The organism is Neomicrococcus aestuarii, from assembly GCF_014201135.1.
In the GTDB taxonomy this organism is placed as follows: Bacteria; Actinomycetota; Actinomycetes; order Actinomycetales; family Micrococcaceae; genus Neomicrococcus; species Neomicrococcus aestuarii.
The window spans coordinates 46,134-60,939 of record NZ_JACHDR010000002.1 but is presented as its reverse complement, the minus strand read 5'-3'; the positions used below and the strand labels follow the sequence as shown (position 1 = coordinate 60,939).

14 protein-coding genes are annotated in these 14,806 nt (G+C 56.9%); 8 read left to right on the top strand and 6 right to left on the bottom strand.

Features of this window, described 5'->3' with window-relative positions; genetic code table 11:
- Positions 1–73: 73 nt before the first annotated feature.
- Positions 74–1,525, bottom strand: coding sequence for a hypothetical protein (locus HD598_RS13260; protein ID WP_183667003.1), 1,452 nt, complete (start codon positions 1,523–1,525; stop codon positions 74–76).
- On the bottom strand, positions 1,515–1,766 hold the full coding sequence (locus tag HD598_RS13255; RefSeq protein ID WP_221244893.1) for a helix-turn-helix domain-containing protein: 252 nt from the start codon (positions 1,764–1,766) through the stop codon (positions 1,515–1,517). The genes HD598_RS13260 and HD598_RS13255 overlap by 11 nt, the downstream gene beginning before the upstream one ends.
- A 125-nt stretch (positions 1,767–1,891) precedes the next feature.
- Between HD598_RS13255 and HD598_RS13250 the strand changes: the two genes are divergently transcribed.
- The 8 genes from HD598_RS13250 (at position 1,892) to HD598_RS13215 (ending at position 11,504) form a co-directional block, all read left to right on the top strand.
- Entirely contained in the window at positions 1,892–2,521 is a 630-nt protein-coding gene (locus tag HD598_RS13250; protein WP_183667001.1) for a DUF6668 family protein, read from the top strand.
- A gap of 14 nt (positions 2,522–2,535) precedes the next feature.
- A complete protein-coding gene (locus tag HD598_RS13245; protein ID WP_183666999.1) occupies positions 2,536–2,817 on the top strand; it encodes a hypothetical protein in 282 nt (93 codons plus the stop codon).
- A 26-nt stretch (positions 2,818–2,843) separates the two neighbouring features.
- Positions 2,844–3,530 (top strand): hypothetical protein, encoded by a 687-nt coding sequence (locus HD598_RS13240; protein ID WP_183666997.1) that lies wholly within the window; start codon positions 2,844–2,846, stop codon positions 3,528–3,530.
- 2 nt (positions 3,531–3,532) lie between these two features.
- Positions 3,533–5,230: a hypothetical protein gene (locus HD598_RS13235; RefSeq protein ID WP_183666995.1), complete on the top strand. Its 1,698-nt coding sequence runs from the start codon at positions 3,533–3,535 to the stop codon at positions 5,228–5,230.
- 5 nt (positions 5,231–5,235) lie between these two features.
- Positions 5,236–6,741, top strand: coding sequence for an SCO6880 family protein (locus tag HD598_RS13230; protein WP_221244896.1), 1,506 nt, complete (start codon positions 5,236–5,238; stop codon positions 6,739–6,741).
- Positions 6,741–8,312 (top strand): hypothetical protein, encoded by a 1,572-nt coding sequence (locus tag HD598_RS13225; protein ID WP_183666991.1) that lies wholly within the window; start codon positions 6,741–6,743, stop codon positions 8,310–8,312. Before HD598_RS13230 ends, HD598_RS13225 begins: the two co-directional genes overlap by 1 nt.
- On the top strand, positions 8,309–10,048 hold the full coding sequence (locus tag HD598_RS13220) for a type IV secretory system conjugative DNA transfer family protein (protein WP_183666989.1): 1,740 nt from the start codon (positions 8,309–8,311) through the stop codon (positions 10,046–10,048). Before HD598_RS13225 ends, HD598_RS13220 begins: the two co-directional genes overlap by 4 nt.
- Before the next feature lie 64 nt (positions 10,049–10,112).
- Entirely contained in the window at positions 10,113–11,504 is a 1,392-nt protein-coding gene (locus HD598_RS13215) for an HAD family hydrolase (RefSeq protein WP_183666987.1), read from the top strand.
- Between the two features lie 222 nt (positions 11,505–11,726).
- Here HD598_RS13215 and HD598_RS13210 read toward each other — a convergent pair whose 3' ends face one another.
- The 4 genes from HD598_RS13210 to mobC are packed head-to-tail and all read right to left on the bottom strand — an operon-like array spanning position 11,727 to position 14,790.
- Positions 11,727–12,119 (bottom strand): DUF4913 domain-containing protein, encoded by a 393-nt coding sequence (locus HD598_RS13210; protein ID WP_183666985.1) that lies wholly within the window; start codon positions 12,117–12,119, stop codon positions 11,727–11,729.
- Complete coding sequence (locus HD598_RS13205) at positions 12,116–12,967, bottom strand: hypothetical protein (protein ID WP_183666983.1); 852 nt, start codon at positions 12,965–12,967, stop codon at positions 12,116–12,118. Before HD598_RS13205 ends, HD598_RS13210 begins: the two co-directional genes overlap by 4 nt.
- A gap of 9 nt (positions 12,968–12,976) precedes the next feature.
- Positions 12,977–14,413, bottom strand: coding sequence for a relaxase/mobilization nuclease domain-containing protein (locus tag HD598_RS13200; protein WP_183666981.1), 1,437 nt, complete (start codon positions 14,411–14,413; stop codon positions 12,977–12,979).
- Positions 14,410–14,790, bottom strand: a complete 381-nt coding sequence (mobC, locus tag HD598_RS13195) for a plasmid mobilization relaxosome protein MobC (protein ID WP_183666979.1) — start codon at positions 14,788–14,790, stop codon at positions 14,410–14,412. The genes HD598_RS13200 and mobC overlap by 4 nt, the downstream gene beginning before the upstream one ends.
- Positions 14,791–14,806: the final 16 nt, after the last annotated feature.

Here is a 14,806-nt window from a genome sequence, read left to right as displayed (position 1 = left end):
GGTGTCAAGACGAGAAGAACGAGTGCTGCGAAGGACCCGATAGCGGTTTTGGTGAGGGTATTTGATTCCATGCTCACTCGCTCCGTTCTGCTCGGTAGAGCACGGTTTGATCGAGCATGGGAGTAACCACGTAGGCAGCGTCATCGGTGACGAGGTTCGGGGCTGGATCCTCCGCAGTGTAGGTCGCCCATGGGGTGGGTTTCGTGAGCGTGAGGAGGTTGACCGCTGCTGGGCCTTCGGGAAATTCTCCGTAGGCAATGCCTTCGTGAATGGTTGTGGTCTGGAAGTCTTCCAGCGTTTTGATTGCTGGTTTATCGCCGTGGTTGATTGCTAGGCGCTCGAGGACGGCTGTTTTGCTGTTGGGGTCACTGAGGATGTCTGCTTCTTCGCGTGGCAGATTCCTGACCTTGCTGCTGGCAGCAATTTTCCCGGTCGTGGTGTCAACGATCGCCAGGACTGATGTAGTGCCTTTCCACCCAACAAGAACGTGGGTGTCATCGAGCACCCACGAGACCGTCGGTTGTCCGGCAGTGCTTTTAGGCGGGGTGAAGGGCAGTGTTTTTGTCACTGATCCGTCAGCTGCCACGACGTGAAGGTTGGTTCTGCCGATCACGGTGATGTCGTCGTTCAGGCTGGCCAACACAGGAAGTGTTCCGGCGGGGATGATCACGTCGCGGATGCTGAAGTCATTTGCCGGGAGTGAGACGACCCAGTCGCCGCGGTTGATAAATGGGGTAGGACCGTCAGTGTCTACGTGTTCTTCATTTGTCACCGCGATGGAGTGGGCGACTGAGACGCCTCCGTCTGCGGGGGTACGCAGGTCCCAGACACGTAGTGCACGTTCGCTGGCTGCTGCTACAGAAGGTGTGCCAGCCCAGGTGGTTTGGTCGAGCTCACCAATGTTGGCTGGTGCCTCGCTTCCGGTCCATTTCGGTTGGCCCGTTTTGGGGTCGCGAGCGACAAGGTTTCCGGCTTGATCGCTTGAAACAAGGTGTCCGGTGTTGAGGATAGTTACGGTGCTGTTTTTATCAACCGGCAGTGACCAGGTGGCAGTTGTAGCGAATCCGCTTGGCAGTGCGACAGGTATTTGAGCGTTCACGCCCGGGGTATCCCAGCCAACTGGCTGGGGTGTTTTAGCGGAGTTAGTGACCATGAGGACGACTGCTACAGCGGTCACTCCCACGGCAGCAGTTCCCGCGATGATGGCGATATATTTCCGGCGTTTTACTGAATTGGTTTCAACGCTAATAGATGGAGTAACATCATAGGTGTTCCCCTGATCTGTCACCACCAGGTCCCATACTTCGTCGTCTACGCCTGTACGGGCGCGGACGCGAACCGCCTGCAAACGGTGTGCCTTAATTTTTTGCACGACCTCTGCAATTCCGGCGTCTTTGGGCTGTTCACCAAGGGCCGGCTCGATGGCCAATCCATCGAGCTCGACTAAGCCTTCATCCTCGTTAAGAACGAGACTGAAGATCGGAAACCGGGGGACAGATGCAGGATCAAACTCGTCAGCCGTCACTTACCTCTCCATCTGAACTATCGGAGAGTTCATCGCCGTGCAAAATGAACTCCCTTACGTCTTCTTTTCGAAACCTTTTTAGACGTGGGCCCAACGAAATGGCGATGAGGCCATAGTCGCGCACCCACCGCGTAACGGTGGACGGATTGACTCGCATCAAAGCCGCCAACTCCTCTGGGGTAATGAGATCCGGAGCTTCGCTAAGCAAAGCATCAACAGACTTCGGATCGTTCACTTCCACACTCCTAGTATGTATAACAGCCATAACCACGTCAACCCGTTTCACTGGTTTAGTAGCTTTTAACGGTTTAGGCGGTTACGCTGGTTTCAACGGTTTATAAATAGCTCATAAGGAAGGGGATCCATATGAGCAGTCGCCCAAATCCATTTGTGCACAGCGCACCCAAAGAATTTAACGGCGTTAGCCACGTTAGTGGAGTTAGCGACGTTAGCGACGTTTCACCAATTATTGATGAGTTTTCGTGTGTTTATGTGCTTGAGCGTGGCCCAGAATCGCCTGATCTCGTGAACGCTTTAGCTCCCTCATCGGGTGAGTGGCCGACCTCGTCGGTCCCTCACGATGTGCGTCTGGCGGTTTTCGGATTGCATGGGGGAGCCGGAACAAGCACAGTTGCGCAACTTTTCGATGGAAACGCTTTTGATGCTGGACAAGGATGGCCACTCAAAGAGGACGGTTCTGAGATGGCCGCAATCGCGGTTTCTCGAACTCACTATGCCGGGCTCGAAGCAGCTGAGAGTTTCACCCAGCACTGGGGATCCGGCTCCCTTAAGGGTTCACGCCTGTTAGGCCTGATTCTCGTCGACGACGCTCCACGGCTAATTGATTCACAGCAAAGAGCCGTTAAGCGGCTCCTGAAAAAGACTCCCCTCGGCGCCCATGTGCCGTGGGTGGAGAGCTGGCGGTATGGTCCGCCAGATCCTCAGCGGCTTCCGCTTCGTATTAAGCGAATTGTCCGCGCATTCCAGAACGCATAACCACGGAGGAAACCATGATTCTCGAAACTCTCAACACTCTGATGGCCGTACCAGCCGTCATCCCTGACCCAACTCCTGTGCAGCCTCCGGGGATGGAGCCTGTCAGCTTGCTCGTGAACTGGGTGTCCTGGGCAGCCATTGTCATCAGCGTTATTGGCTTCTTGGCGTCGGCCGGCTATTTGGCTATTTCGTCGTTTCAGGGTCGTGAGATCCAGGGCGTGAAGGGTCTGGCTATTGCCATTATTGCGTGCGTCCTCGTAGCTGCTGCGGGCACGATCATTCAGGTCTTTATCTAGAGAATTCTTTCAAAAGGGGGGTCGCTATGGCCGAAGAGAAAGATCCACTTGGTTCCAGCTGGAAGCTCGCTGGCGGCGTTCTTGCTCTCATTGTTGTGGCGGTGGTCGCGGTTCTGTTCCTTACTTCTCCGTCGCAAGAAAAGAGTGACGGCGCTTCTTCTTTGAGCCCGGCTCCACAGGCTGGTCAAACATCGCCGCCAGATGTTCTTGCCGGAGGCTGTCCTTCACTGAGTATGGATAAGGCTTTCCCGGTGAAGGCACCGGCAACTAAGTGGTTGCGGCATCCGGGCGGGATGATCCTGCCAACGTCTGAAGAGTTCGGCCCAGCGATACATGATGGAAATTTCTGGCACTGCTACTCACAAACGCCAAGCGGTGCGTTGATGGCTGGAATAGGACTCGCATTCAGCTTCTCGGCTGGGCACGTTAAAGAATCGGCCGCAGATTCCCCAGCTCGCGAGAGCTACTTTGCAGAACAGGCGAATACGACCGCGCCCTCTGAATACGCAACTATTGAAGGTTATCGAATCATCATGGCCACAGATGCGGCTGCCGTTGTGGAGTATTACGGAACGCAGCGAGGCATCGAAGGAACGATTCGGGTGAATCTTTTGTGGGACACCTCCGTAGGTGACTGGCGACTGGATCTCGAAGCTGGGATTCCATCTACAACAAAGACGCTCGACCCTACTGTTTTCACTCGGTGGCGCTAGTTATGGCAAATAAACAAGGCTGCGATGTTGGAGATTTTGGTTGCGCTATTGGTGAGGGGGTCAGCAATCTTCTTGGTGATCTTGGTGAGAATGCGATGGCCCCGTTTATTGAGGGCTTGTATACCGGTGCGTTGAATCAGATGAAGCTGATTCAGCAGATGTGGATTAACACTCCGGGTCCTGATGTTGGTTCCGATGCTCTGGCCTTGCTCCGTGGAGATCTGCAGTATTTTGTCTTTATTTTCGGCGTGATCGGTTTCCTTATTGGAATGATCCGGCTCGTTGTGAGTCAGGATGTTCGCTCTAGTGCAATCAGTATGGGCACCCAGGTGTTGAACATGCTTTTGGCTACAGGTGCATACATGGTGGCTATCCCGCTGCTTTTGGAGGCCGGGGATGCAACGGCTTTGTGGCTTCTTGAGCGGTCCGGTCAGGGTGATCCCGATTTCGGGAAGCTCCTTGCGGGGGGTGCCACCATAGCTACAAATCTTGGAGCGATGTTCATTATTTATTTGCTGATGTTCATTGCGGCTCTGGTTAACATTTTTTTCCTGTTATTCAGGAATCTAATGTTCCTTGTTTTGATGGCATTCCTACCGGTTGTTGCAGCAGCTTCAACAACCGAATCGGGGAAGCAAGCTTGGCGAAAAGCCAATGGCTGGCTTATTGCGCTTGTTCTTTATAAGCCCGTTGCTGCGGGTATTTACGCTTTGGGTTTCCGTCTTATTGGTGAGGGCGTTGATAGCGCGAGTGCCGATGAGGGCATGGCCTCGATGTTCACGTCGTTGATGGGCTTATTGATTATTACCTTGGCTGGCCTTGCTTTGCCGGCGTTGGTGAAGTTCATTGTCCCTGCAGCTGGTGTGGGCGCTGGCGCGTTTAGCGGCGGGGCCGCGATTGGCGCTGGGATTGGCGCTGGTGTGAGCGTGGCCGCTGGTGCTGCGGTTTTGGCTCCTGCCATGGCTGGTGGCGCTGTGGCTGCCGGTAGTGCGGCCCGTGGCGCCGCTGCGGCAGGTAGCGCTGCCGCAGCGGCGGGTGGAGCGGCCGGCGGTGGAAGTACTGCCGGCGGCGCTAGCTCGACCGGCGGTACTGGTGGCGGACCTGGCCCATCCGGTTCCAGTGGCAGTGGGGGCGGCTCCCAATCTGGCGCGGGTAGTCCTGCGGCAGAAGGGGCCTCCTCTTCTGCTTCGGGAAGTACGTCTTCTGGCGCTTCCATGTCGGGTGGTACCGCTGACTCTTCGGCCGCTGGGGCACCGGTCGGGGCTGCTTCTGGCGGCTCGACGCCTAGTGGATCGAGCAGTGGTGTCTCAGCTGGTTCCGGGGGTTCTGTTCCTGGCGGCGCGGCAGTTTCCTCGCCTGGTGCAGGTTCTTCGGATTCTGGTTCTTCGGGTGCTGCGGCGGGAGGCGCGTCATCGGATAGTTCTGGTGGGCGTTCATCGTCTGGTTCTACAGGTCGTGGTGCTACTGCGGCCTCCGGAGTGAGCTCGGCTCGTGGATCCGGGGCCGCGGCTTCTGGTGCACGGTCCAGTGGATTTGGGGCGTCGTCTTCGGCTTCTAGGTCGGCTTCGGTGGCTAGTGGCGTGGGTAAGGCCGCGGCGATTCGTCAGTCTTTGCAGGGCATTAATCCGGCTTCTGGTGTGGCGAAAGGTGCCGCTCAGGCTGAACGCATGATTGATCCGAATGAGGAGGGCTCGAAGTGAGCCAGATGGAAACGAAAATCGCGCCGAACACTTATGGAAACTTGACGGTGTTGCGGCATTCGGGCCTTCTGGGTCTGAAAGCTGGTCCAACGATCATCGCGTTGGTTTTGATTTTGTTCATGATCGTTCTGATCGCGCAGCAGAAATTGCTTGCCGCTGGATTGTTGTTCCTGATCGGGGGATCGGTCGCGGCTGTTGGTTTGATTCCTGGCCGTCAAGGCCGAAATCTATATGGGAGGTTGCAGTTGCGTCTGGGCCAGTTCATGAAAGAAAAGAAGAAGCAACACCTCTATATTGCCGGCCCTACCGGTGCGGGAACCCCTGATGGTGCGTTCCGGTTGCCTGGATTGATGGCCCGCTCCGAACTAACAGAGCAACAGGATTCTTACGGTCGACCCTTCGGGCTGATCCGTGTCAGCGGTAGGGGAGTGCATCACTACAGCGTGGTGATCGAGTCTCACCCTGACGGTGAATCCCTCGTTGATCATGACGAGGTGGAGAACCGGGTTGCGAAGTGGGCTGCCTGGCTCTCTGAGTGCAGCATGGATGATTCCATCCGTGGTGCTTCGGTGACGATTGAGAGCGCACCTGATAGCGGACTGCGCTTAGAGCGCCTCTTGGATAGCCACGGGCGAGACGACGCACCGGCGTTTTCCAAAGAAGTCGTTAACGAGATCCGCGACAACTACCGCACCGGGGCACCGGAGCTCACGGGTCGAATCACGATCACTTTTGATGGCCGCCGGCTTGATGGAAAGGCCGGCGACCGGGGAACAGTGGAGATGGCCGAAGAAATTGGCAACAAACTCCCCGGCATTCTTGCCGGCCTGGGTGGCACTGGGGCTGGCGGAGTGATGTTGTGTACCGCGCAGCAGATCACCGACAGCACCCGTGTCGCGTACGATCCAACCACCGCTGCAACGGTTGAAGAGTTGCAGGAGAGCGGCGGAACTGGGCTTGTGTGGGAAGAAGCCGGCCCGTCGTTCTCGGTCGACGAGTTCGACCTCTACCGTCATGACCGGGCGGTGTCACGGTCCTGGACGATGTACGAGGGCCCAAGGGGTATGTTCACCTCGAACTGTCTGCGCCGTCTCATGGAGCCGTCCACGGAGGCGCTACGAAAGCGCGTCACGCTCTTGTACCGTCCGATCCCGGTTGATCGAGCCACGGCCGTGGTGGATCGCGAACAACGCGACTCCACGTTTGCTGGTTCTCAGACACGGGTCTCACAGCGCGCGCAGATCCGTCGGGCGGCCGCCCAAAAATCGGCTCAAGAAGAAGCCCTCGGGGCGGGCCTGACCCGGTTCGGATTGATCGTCACGATCACCGTCCGCAATCAGGACGAGCTCGCCCGCTGGGACAAAACCATTCCCAGTCTTGTCAGTGGGGCCCGTTTACGGATGCGCCCAGCCCTCGGGAATCAGGCCGTGACCTTCCAAGCGGGCCTGCCTTTGGGCGTCGTGCTTCCAGATCACATGGTCGTTCGTACCGGATTGCAAGGATTCTTCTAATGAGCACCACGAAGCATCATGAGCTCACGCTCACCAAACGAGAAGCAGCACGCCTTGAACGGGCTGCGAAAAAGAACCAGCAAGCCCGCAAGGGTCGGTTCTCGCGGTGGTTGCAGGAAAGCCGGAAGAACCGTGAAGCCCTCGCATCCCGGCCCGGCCCGCGAGGGTGGGCACGTCCAGCCGGTGGTGCGATGAGCCCCTCGGAATCGTTGTTCGAGGTACGCGGCACGACCGTTCAGGTGTGTGGCTTGTATCCGTTCGTGGCCGGTTCCGGATTACCGGTGATCGGAGCGCCCCTCGGGTATCACCTTCGCCGCCGGTCTTTGGTGTGTGCTGACCCGATCAGCTGGTTCCTGGCCGGCATCATTTCCAACCCGTCTGCATTCATCCTCGGCCAGCCGGGATTGGGTAAAACCTCGTTGGTGCACCGATTCATTTCGGTCTCGGCCGCCTGGGGTTACATCCCCATGATCTTGGCGGATTCCCGGCCTGACTATGTGCTGATGGTGGAAGCCCTGAACGGGCAGGTGATTTCGTTCTCCCCGGGTAAGGGCCACATCAATCCCATGGATTTGGGGCCGTTAGCTGCGTCGTTGTGGGAGATCGAAGACCCTACCCACCGCGAGCAGGCCATCGGGGAAATGATCGGTCGCCGCCGCTCATTGATCACCGGCCTGACGGCGATGATGCTCGGCCGTGCCCTGCGCCCGCATGAATCCTCGGTGATCGCTCAGTCGTTGGTGAGCTTGGATCCTGATTTGCGGAAGCCACCGTTGATGCACGAGCTGATCACGTTCATCAAAACTCGTCCTGATGACTTACGCACGGTCATGATGGCCACCGATGACCGTGACTACGATGAGCGCGTCCGAGACCTCCTCGACGCGCTGATCTCCCTCGGCCCGGACGGGGTGTACGGGGATATGTTCTCCAAACCCACCACGGCTCATATTCGCCCCGGCGTCCCCGTCGTCTTCGATATTTCCGGTGTGAATGAGAACGACGCCATCCTCACCGCTGCAGTGCAATCATTGTGCTGGAACCTTGGCTCAGCCACGGTATCGGCCGAACAGCATCTTGCGGTGGCTGCTGGTCGTCCACGGCGCACCTATCTCTTGGTGATGGACGAGCTCTGGCGCGTACTGCGAGCCTCTGAAGAAATGGTCCACTTCATCGACACCATCACTCGTTTGAATCGCGGCCGGGGCATAGCCCAAGTCATGGTCACGCACACGATGAACGACCTGAAACTCTCCAGCGCGCACTTGACTGCGACAGCGTGGGGGTTCGTGGAACGATCCTCCATGGTGTTCCTGGGAGGCCTGGCCAAGGGCGAGATGGGAAACCTTCGCGAAGTGTTCAGCCTCTCCCAAGAGGAGATGGAGCTGCTCTCGGACTGGACGGCTGAAGCACCCGTGGATTACCGGACCGGTAAAGCAGGGCTAAGGCCAGGAGCGGGAAACTTCATCCTGAAAACTGGCAAACAAGCCGGCACACCGTTTCATACAGAACTCACCTCATACGAGTTCTTCGTTTCGGATACGAACCGCGACTGGGAAATGATCAAATGACCATTTTCGGGGACCCACGATCCGGCCGTCGCAACCAGCCAGGATCCAATGAAGGTCCATGGATCGTTTTGCTGATCGTGCTCACGATCGGTCTTGCCTGTGGCTTGTTGTGGGGCCTCACAGGCGCGCTCGATCCGGCCACGGTCCAAGCAGCCGGCACCAAGAATCCGGTAGGGATCATCCTTGCCCAAGCCCGCGGATACGCCCCGGTCTCTGGGTGGCAGATCAGCCTCAGCCTGGCAGGACTCATCCTATTTATTGGTGTGGGCACATTGCTATTCAAAGCGTTCCGCAACCGAGGCAAAAACCGATCCCGGATCGATCACCTGGCTTCACGGATGTCACGACCTAAAGACTTCACCGCCCTCATGGAAAAAGCAGCCCAAGAAGACGCTGCACGGTTACGTGCCGAGAAGGCCGGCCCCGGTGTCCCCTTAGCGAAACTCGTTGGCAACGGGCAACGGCTCTACGCTTCATGGGAATGGGTCCAGATCTGGTTGATGGGACCCCGCGCAGGAAAAACCTCCTGCGTGTGCGTCCCCCAGATTATCGAGACCAAGGGGCCGGTGCTAGCTACCTCGAATAAGCGAGACATCGTGGACCTGACCCGTGGCCCACGCTCGTTGAACGGTGTCGTGTGGGTGCACGACGTCCAAAACATCATCGGTGAAGAGCCGTCTTGGTGGTGGAACCCGCTCAGCTTCGTCGACTCCATGGAAGCTGCGGAAACCCTCACCGATGTTTTCATCTCCTCAGCCACCGACGCTGGAGCGAAGCAGGACGCTTACTTCGAATCCGACGGCAAACGCCTGCTCTCACACATGCTCTTCGCCGCCTCCATCGCTGGACAGCCGATCACTGACGTCTTCACCTGGGCGCAAGACCCAGAAGACAAGACGCCCCGAAACCTTCTCATCGAAGCGGGGCACCCGGGTCTCGGTGCCGCACTGGGAAGAATCCAAACACTGACCGAGAAACAGCGAGATGGCGTCTACGGCACGATGCGCCCCTGGGTGAACGTCCTCTCCTACGAAAACGTCGTCCCTTGGATCACGGACGATCCAACTAAGAATCGACCAGAGTTCAATCACGTGAAATTCGCGAGCTCCACCGACACCCTGTACCTGATCTCTAAAGAAGGCGCCGGCACTGCACGCGCCGTAACAGCAGCTCTCGCCGTAGCAGTCCTCACCGCAGCCGAGAAAACAGCAGCCAGACAACCAGGCGGCCGACTCTCACCACCAATGGCAGGCGTCCTTGATGAGGTCGCCAACGTCGTCCGCTGGCGACAACTCCCCGATGTCTACAGCCACTACGGATCCCGCGGAATCGTCCTATCCTCATTCTTTCAAGGCTGGGACCAAGGCCTCGAAGCCTTCGGTGAGAAAGGCATGAAAAAACTATGGTCAGCCGCGAACATTCGCGTCGCAGGATCAGGCCTCAGTGACAACACCTTCCTACCGTTCCTCTCCCAACTCGTGGGCGATCACGACGTCGTCAAACGCTCCTCCTCGACTCAAAAGGGCGGACGGTCTGTCTCAACCTCGATCCAACGCGAAAAGATCATGGACGTCGCAGACCTCGCCGCACTCCCACGCGGCCGAGCCATCCTCACCAGCTCAGGAATGCCACCCGCACTTATCGAGCTTGAACACTTCACCGCAAAAAACTACGGTCGCGATTGTCTGGATTCGCAGCGACTATTTGAAAACTCCGCGGAAGGTTCAGCCAGCTAAGACTCAGAGGTCAGAATCCCGCCCGACTTTTCTATCTGTCATATGACCCACGTATGTTTAGGCTATGGATGCTTCAATAAAGCCGGAAATTGGCCTAGTTATTGTTGACCTTGATGACACACTCTGGACGTGGTTTCACGGTTGGTACATGTCTTTTTCTGCGTTGGTTGAAGGGTTGAGCCAGAAGACGGGCATCGACGAAGAGCAACTACTCACATCGATTAAGAAGATCCACGAGGAAAAAGGGACATCCGAATATTCTTGGCTCGTCGATGTACTACCTGAGCTAAAAGAATTTTCCGGTGGCCAAAGTCCACGCGAGTTCTTTGACGACGCACTGCATGCGCAAAACTCTGCAAGATTGCGATACACCAAACTTTATCCAGGCGTCCTACACACTCTGAAGTATGTAAAAAGCCAGGGAGTGAAAGTTATCGCCTACACGGAGTCGCTGCGATTTTGGACTGAGTGGCGTGTTAGAAAACTGGGCCTCGACGGGGTGATTGACGTCATCTATTCTTCACCGGACCATGATTTCCCAGCAGGAGAATCAGCTGAGTCCATGCGAACCTTGCCTGACTCCGAGTATGGGCTTAAATATACCGAGCATTTGAACGTGCCCCAGGGAATCTCAAAGCCATCCCCCCAAATCCTCGAAGTCATCCTCAAAGCCCACTCCGTCCCAGGCCGTAAAACTATATACATAGGAGACAGTCTCGATCGGGATGTGGCAATGGCACATGCCGCAGGTGTCATATCTGTTTACGCCGACTATGGAAGGAATCATACAAAAGCGGAATACGATCTCCTCCGCCGTGTAACTCATTGGACACCGTCTGAAGTTGAACGTGAACGCAGTTCAGTCCAAGCTGCTCCGGATTACACGCTCACGGAGGGCCTGTTTGAAATCTTAGGATTATTCAACTTCGGGACGCCAATTGATACCGAATCTCACCTCGAAATTTGGAAGCAAGAAGTTTCTGTCCAGATGCATTTCAATGACCTCGGGTGGCGAATACGAAGCCTCGCTTTCACCATTTTTACATTCGTAATTGGCGCTGCAGGTTTCGCATACGAAAATTTGGGCAGAATCAAACTGTTTGACTCTCTAGATATAAGCATCGCCGCATTGCTGCTACCAGTGGGCTTCGCGCTTTGGTTAGGATTCTGGTTCACAGATCGGCTTTGGTTTCATACGTATCTCAAAGCCGCTGTAAAAGACAGCATGCGCCAAGAGGAAATACTTTCCTCTGCGGGGATTCCAGTCGATTTGGGGGGATCTATTACCCAAGCGAGTAGTAGTAGAAAAAGAAAAAATATGAAAAATAGGGCCAAGGAAGAGAAAGACTCAAAATGGTGGGATTCGTCGCACAAACTTGATGCTTTTTACCTCCTTGGAGGGGTAGTTTTCGCCGCCACGTTCCTAGTACTGTGGCTGGGACAACCCCTTCCATAATGAGAGTTAGCGGCGGAACCTGAAACAAACAGTTCCTTCCGCGCTCACCACAAATCTCCAACTCATTTGTAGATCCCGTCTGGCACTGGTTCATTTGTCGCGCTTACGTCAGGCGCTGTCCAAGCAGTAGCTCTTCCACCCGCCGTCACAGCTGTAGCCGGATTGCCAACCTCCGCTCTTGCGTGGATGCACTGAAGCTCTACTCGATCAAAGCTGTTGCATCTAGTTGTAGAACCCGTCTGGCGCTGGCTCACTCGGTAGTGTTGGGGGTACATCCTCTTTGAGTGGCGGATCGAACGCCCAGAACGGTCCGTCTGGTGCGGTGATGCGGTCCATGAGCGGGTAGAGGTAGTCGCGGAAGTAGTTGGCGATGCCGCCGGCTCCGTCCCATCGCATTTTTTCCCAGGTCTCCCAGAGGGTTTCCATGAGGGTGCCGACTTCTTCGTAGCGCCACCATTGCGGGTCCCACTTGTGGGTGGCTGGGTTGCGTCGGTAGTGCGGTAGTAGCCAGTTGTTGACCCATTCTTCGGCGTTCGGGTAGCAGAGTTCTCGTTGGGTGGATTCTTCGTTTGTTGGTTCGGTTTCGGATTCTTCACTGAAGGGGTTGGTGCTCATCGGGTTCGTCCTGATTCTCTGCGTCGGCCCGGTGTGTGTTGGTTTCCGGTTCGTCGCGCCGGCTTACGAGTGGTGCCTGTACTGATTTGCGTGTCCGGGCTTTGTGGGAAGTTCTTAGACTGCGTCTCTCGGCTGGCTGCAGCCTCAGCGCCTGCTGTTTCACGGACCTGCGCCAGTGCTTGGACTGTTGCCCTAGAGTAAGGTTCAGCTGTTAGTGCTGCACCACTTTCTTGGGCCGCTGCGTTTACACGGTCTTGACCGGCTTCCGCTTCATGTTCGGCAGCCTTGTCCAGGTGGGCTTCTTCGGATTCTTTGGCTTCATCTGCCACTTCGCGCAGCTCGCCAGCTTCAGCAACTACTTCTGGTTCGTTCCGGCCTGTGCCTGCGGCCAAGGTTTGGTCTGCTTCCGCGTCCAGGTATTTCTTGGCGAAGTGATCATCCAGGGCATCTCGGAGCTCGTGATGCTGTTTGGACAGTGCGTCCGGGTGATCACGGTTGGCGTCCTCAACGTTGATGCCAAAGTCGGTTCGCAGCACGTCCTTCATATGCCCGTACGCGGTCTCAGCTTGTGGGTGTTGCCCACGAAGCTGCGCTAGCACTGTGAAGTTATCGGCGATGGATTCTGAGCCGGCGGTGCGCCAGTACTCGCGTGTGAATACCGTCTGTTGCAACGCGGCTGCTAGGACTTGGTCGCGCCGGGCGTTCTGTTGATCTTCGCGCTGGCGCTCTGCCTCGGTCATCTGTCGGCGACGTTGGTTCATTTCCATCAACTGCATTTGCCCGCCGGTAGCCACGCGTAGGACGCGGCCGAGGGATTCTGCGACTTCTGATTCTTCGTGCGCCTCCATGATGTCCTCCTAGAGTCCGTGGCCTCGTCCGGTATCCCGGTATCGTCCGAGACGATAATCAAATGGTCGATCTGTAGTAGTGGATGTAGTGGCAGTTTCAAGGGTGCGGTTCGCGTGCTCGAGCAGTGCTGCTGTCGAGCGTGCAAGCCGGGGTCGTTCAGTCATCAGTTGTGTTGCGGTCATCGCGCGACCGAGCCGGTTCGCCTGTTGAATCACGGCCAGCCATCCGCGAGTGGAATCCTTCGACGCAAAACGTGCACCAATGCGTACAGCGTACGCAGCGTTGCCGCGTCCTTGGGCTGCCCTGGCGTAGTTCTCGCTCAACCGTGCAAAAGCACCCGGCCGGTCTTTCTCGAGCTGCATCGACACCCGCGCGTAAATGTTCGCCAACGTATCCGGGCCGGCCTTGCCGCTCATCAACCGTTCAGCCCTGATTGGATCAAAGCCGTGCAAGCGAATCTGCGGCGCTGGCACGTCCTGAGAATTGTGCAGACTCACCAAAAGTGAGACTGCTTCATCGTGTTCGCGGCCGCCGAAGCGTTGCTGGATCTGCGGCCACCCCAGGGTCCGGTCCAGCTTTGAGGGCGTGTACCAGATCGTGTGTCCGTCCTCATTCTTGGCACCGGCGATCGCGACTTTGTACCCGCGCACCTGCGTTCGTGAGCCCTTCTCAAACGAGGGAGCAACACGAACGCCCATATCCAACAGCCGTTGCACGTACTGCGCCTCGGTGCTGCTTGTTGCTAGGGCTGCGCGCATCCGCCGGCGCAACTCAAACGGTGCCGACTGTGGTGCTACTTCACGGGTAGCACGCGTGCGTTCTGCTGGCTTATCCCCGGCCAGACCAAGACCCTTCTCCTGGCTCTCCAGCAGTTGCAGCTCGAACTCTTTCTCCAACTCCCGACACACCTGTTGCGACCGGTAGAAGTCGTTGTGGACGTTCGCTTTCGTACCGTCCTCACGCACCATCTGCACCACAATATGAATGTGGTCATTACCATTCTTCGAGGCACCATGATGCACCGCAGCCCAGCGAGATGACTTCGCACCATCGGGGTCAATGAACCCCATCCGGTTCACAAACTCGTTCGCGATCTTCGACCACTTCGCGTCATCGATTTTGCCTTCCTCGGCAGCCAGCGACAAGGAGCAATGCCACACCTCCGCACGCGTCGAACCGACCCTCACGTTCTGACCCAGTTCCTCGTCCCACACGTTCACTGGGGACTTCACTTTCGTCCCGTGAACGCGTTGCGGTTGAGACAACACTGACGCGATCTCAAACGCGTCATACGACGATAATTCGCCATCGTGATCGACCGCGAAAAGCACTCGATCATCACCGGCCACCAAGTGCGGATTCTCGTGCTCATTCGCACGTCCAGGACCCACCAAGTACGCCATCAACCCGGCCATCCGGTCACCTCGAGTGATGTTAGGAATCATGACTGGCCACCATCCAAACTCAATGACTCCAAAACAGCATCCATGCGCTTGAGCACACTGCGTGCGTACACCAGACTGCCCTGCAACTCCTCCGAGATCTCACCCGTCGCATTCGCTGCCCTGGCGATCTGGTTAATGTTGTTACCCACAGCAGCAATCGCGCGCTGCACCAAAAACAATTCCTTGATCAGCTCATGCCGCTCCGTGACCGTCTCTCCACGAGACGCGCTCAACGCTGACTCCTTCAGCAACCGCGGAACCGTCACCCCCATCGACGCAGCAGCAACCCGCAGCGCAGCATCCTCGCTCACACTCAACTTCACCTCACGACGAATCGGACGGCCTCCCGTCACGTTCGCCTGCCGCTTCCGATCCATCCAATTCACCTCCAGC

Bases quoted from the DNA above. Each gene is read 5' to 3' on its own strand.
- HD598_RS13250 (WP_183667001.1), top strand. From the start codon at position 1,892: ATGAGCAGTCGCCCAAATCCATTTGTGCACAGCGCACCCAAAGAATTT.
- HD598_RS13245 (WP_183666999.1), top strand. From the start codon at position 2,536: ATGATTCTCGAAACTCTCAACACTCTGATGGCCGTACCAGCCGTCATC.
- HD598_RS13240 (WP_183666997.1), top strand. From the start codon at position 2,844: ATGGCCGAAGAGAAAGATCCACTTGGTTCCAGCTGGAAGCTCGCTGGC.
- HD598_RS13235 (WP_183666995.1), top strand. From the start codon at position 3,533: ATGGCAAATAAACAAGGCTGCGATGTTGGAGATTTTGGTTGCGCTATT.
- HD598_RS13230 (WP_221244896.1), top strand. From the start codon at position 5,236: ATGGAAACGAAAATCGCGCCGAACACTTATGGAAACTTGACGGTGTTG.
- HD598_RS13225 (WP_183666991.1), top strand. From the start codon at position 6,741: ATGAGCACCACGAAGCATCATGAGCTCACGCTCACCAAACGAGAAGCA.
- HD598_RS13220 (WP_183666989.1), top strand. From the start codon at position 8,309: ATGACCATTTTCGGGGACCCACGATCCGGCCGTCGCAACCAGCCAGGA.
- HD598_RS13215 (WP_183666987.1), top strand. From the start codon at position 10,113: ATGGATGCTTCAATAAAGCCGGAAATTGGCCTAGTTATTGTTGACCTT.
- HD598_RS13210 (WP_183666985.1), bottom strand. From the start codon at position 12,119: ATGAGCACCAACCCCTTCAGTGAAGAATCCGAAACCGAACCAACAAAC.
- HD598_RS13205 (WP_183666983.1), bottom strand. From the start codon at position 12,967: ATGGAGGCGCACGAAGAATCAGAAGTCGCAGAATCCCTCGGCCGCGTC.
- HD598_RS13200 (WP_183666981.1), bottom strand. From the start codon at position 14,413: ATGATTCCTAACATCACTCGAGGTGACCGGATGGCCGGGTTGATGGCG.
- mobC (WP_183666979.1), bottom strand. From the start codon at position 14,790: ATGGATCGGAAGCGGCAGGCGAACGTGACGGGAGGCCGTCCGATTCGT.